At 52.2% G+C, this 2,490-nt stretch carries 2 protein-coding genes and 1 pseudogene; 1 reads left to right on the top strand and 2 read right to left on the bottom strand.

What is annotated here, in order from left to right; genetic code table 11:
• Nucleotides 1–326 precede the first annotated feature (326 nt).
• Both AQ996_RS09465 and AQ996_RS10035 read right to left on the bottom strand, forming a co-directional pair.
• Nucleotides 327–1,688 (bottom strand): ATP-binding protein, encoded by a 1,362-nt coding sequence (locus AQ996_RS09465; RefSeq protein WP_055252689.1) that lies wholly within the window; start codon nt 1,686–1,688, stop codon nt 327–329.
• 107 nt (nt 1,689–1,795) lie between these two features.
• Nucleotides 1,796–1,945 (bottom strand): hypothetical protein, encoded by a 150-nt coding sequence (locus AQ996_RS10035; RefSeq protein WP_156333784.1) that lies wholly within the window; start codon nt 1,943–1,945, stop codon nt 1,796–1,798.
• A 435-nt stretch (nt 1,946–2,380) separates the two neighbouring features.
• Between AQ996_RS10035 and AQ996_RS10175 the strand changes: the two are divergent.
• A pseudogene (locus tag AQ996_RS10175) lies at nt 2,381–2,490 on the top strand (carbamate kinase); the annotation flags it as partial.

Raw genomic sequence — 2,490 nt, forward strand, 5'->3', positions numbered from 1 at the left:
CCGTGCCCCTCGTCGTGCAGCTCTGCCGCTCGCAGTCTCATCCCGACGTCGTACAAAGCGTTTCCAGCCATAAAAAGGCCTCCCATTTCTTGTGTCCAAGAAATGGGAGGCAGTTCACACTACGTGCGGCGGGGGTTCTTTCGTCCTGCGGAGTGTCCGCGAAGGTCAGCCCTCAGATCCTGCTACGACTACGTCCTCAGATTGTGTGGGCTGATGAAGGACGTGGTTGGTGGGGTGCCTTGTCCCGGTCGCTGTTTCGCGGCTTTGCCGCGAAACCACGCGCTGCTTTGGGCATAGAGGGGGACCTAGTTGCGGACCCAGATGGCCTAGAGGGATATGGGTGCAAACGAGAAATCGTTGTTGGGGTCGTCCTTTTCCATAAACTCATCGAGGCAGAATGTCATATAGATTGGAACGTACAGAACCTTGCCCTCTTTGCTGAGGTTCTCGTGGCTTAGCACAACGGCCTCGGGGATTTTGTACTCGCTCACGCTCATCAGACGGTCGAGGGCCGCATGGGCTCGAACCTTCTTGCCCGATTTGACCTCGATTGGGACAACGTGCCCGCGAGTGCCTTCGATCACAAAGTCAACTTCGCCGACCTCGCGTGTCTGGTAGTACCATGCATCAGTTCCAAGGGCGACAAGCTCCTGCGCGACCACGTTCTCATAGAGACCGCCGAGGTTGGGGGTTTTCATATCAAGGTAGACAGCGCGTGCCGTGCTGCCGGGATACCGTGATGCGAGCATGCCTGTATCAGACTCGTATAGTTTAAAGGCGGTCGCCTTCTCTGTCCTCTTAAGAGGACTTCGGGCCTCCGTCACCTGGGCGACCATCAAACCGACGCCCGCGTTCACCAGCCATAGGAAATCCTGCTCGTATTTTTGAAGGCGAGCCCCCCCGCCCAGGGATGAAACAACAAAGCGATGGGACTCCGCCTCAAGCTGAACGGGAATTTGTTCGAAAATCGCGCGAACGTTAAACGCTCGAGTCGATGCATATTTAGAGATATCACTTTTGTACTGATCGACCAGCTGAATTTGAAGCTCACGCGTCCTCACGAGTGAATAACCCGAATCGATATAGTTCTGTACGACCTCCGGCATGCCGCCGCAAACGATATAAGCTCTAAAGTTTTTGAGCATCGCCTCATGAATATAGTTTTCGACGGGACGCCTCTCGACAAGGCAGCTGCGGATGTCTGCAAGCACATTCTCGCTGATGCTGTTTGCCCAACAAAACTCTTCAAAATCCATTGGCCGCATAACAATGTGCTCGACATACCCCACCGGGAAAGAAGAGATCCCCTTAAACTCAGTCCCAAGCATAGACCCCGAGAAGACATAGCTAAAGCGCCCGTCCTCGACCAACGCCTTCATGAGCGTGACGATCTGCGGATACTCCTGTATTTCATCGACAAAGATAAGCGTATCTCCCTCAACAAGCGGTGCATCCGCAAGAAGGGCCACACGGTTGATGAAGTCAATGGAGTTCTTAGCGCCAACAAGTACGTCTCTTGCCTCGGCATCAAGTAGCAGATTGACCTCATAATACGAAGCGTAGTTGCTCTTTCCAAACGCGCGAATCGCATAGCTCTTGCCAATCTGACGCGCACCGGTAACAAGCAGGGCCTTATGGGAGTTATTCTTCCAGCTCAAAAGCCTATCAGTGACCTTGCGGCGTAGCATTAAAACACCTCATTGACAAAAATTGGCAAATAGATTTGCCCCTAATCATACAAAAATTGACAAATAGATTTGACCCAAATCATACAAAAATTGGCAAATAGCAAAGCTCACTTAGGCCTCAAAGCCAGCGAACCAGCACGGTACTTTGCGAAAAGGCTGGCGGCGCCGTTGTTGAGGGTGGCCAGGTTGACAGTGGCGCCGTTAGCGTTCTCGGCTGCTTGGGCGCGCAGGAGCGAAAGGGCGTCGGCAGCGTTCATGCAGAAGCCGACGGTAAAGTTCCATACTGCGAACTCGCAGTCGCTTGCCGCGGGGTGAAGCGCGATCGGCTATCCCTTATGTTGGATGAAAAGCCCCATGTTTTTGCAGGGGTGCATACTCGTCAAATTAATGTATAGAATCGCGTATAGTGCGAGTAAGATATTGCGCTGTCCGTTTTGTGTTTAGCAAAGATATAGTTTGCATAATCTGGTCTAATCCCTGCTCTATTTAAATAAAGTTGCACGTAAATGGCGTAGATATGCCTGAACTGGGCTTCTTTACGCTGAGCGGGTAAAATCGACCGTTCGCCGCTTAGGTATTTTCAAAATGAATAAAATGAGCGATAAAGAGAATATAAACCTTAATAAACTCGCGTATCGCACGGGCGCGGGTTATTAATGGGTTGTAGGCCTTTTACAGAAAGGATTCCAGCAATGTCTAAGCCTCTTGGCAAGCCCGATCGTATTGTCGTCGCCCTCGGCGGCAACGCCCTCGGCAACAACCCCGTCGAGCAGATCGAGGCCGTGAGCAACACCGCCCACGC

The sequence above is a fragment of the Collinsella aerofaciens genome, from assembly GCF_001404695.1.
Lineage (GTDB): Bacteria > Actinomycetota > Coriobacteriia > Coriobacteriales > Coriobacteriaceae > Collinsella > Collinsella aerofaciens_E.

Excerpts from the sequence above, each read along its gene's own strand:
- AQ996_RS09465 (WP_055252689.1), bottom strand. The coding sequence starts at position 1,688 with ATGCTACGCCGCAAGGTCACTGATAGGCTTTTGAGCTGGAAGAATAAC.
- AQ996_RS10035 (WP_156333784.1), bottom strand. The coding sequence starts at position 1,945 with ATGAACGCTGCCGACGCCCTTTCGCTCCTGCGCGCCCAAGCAGCCGAG.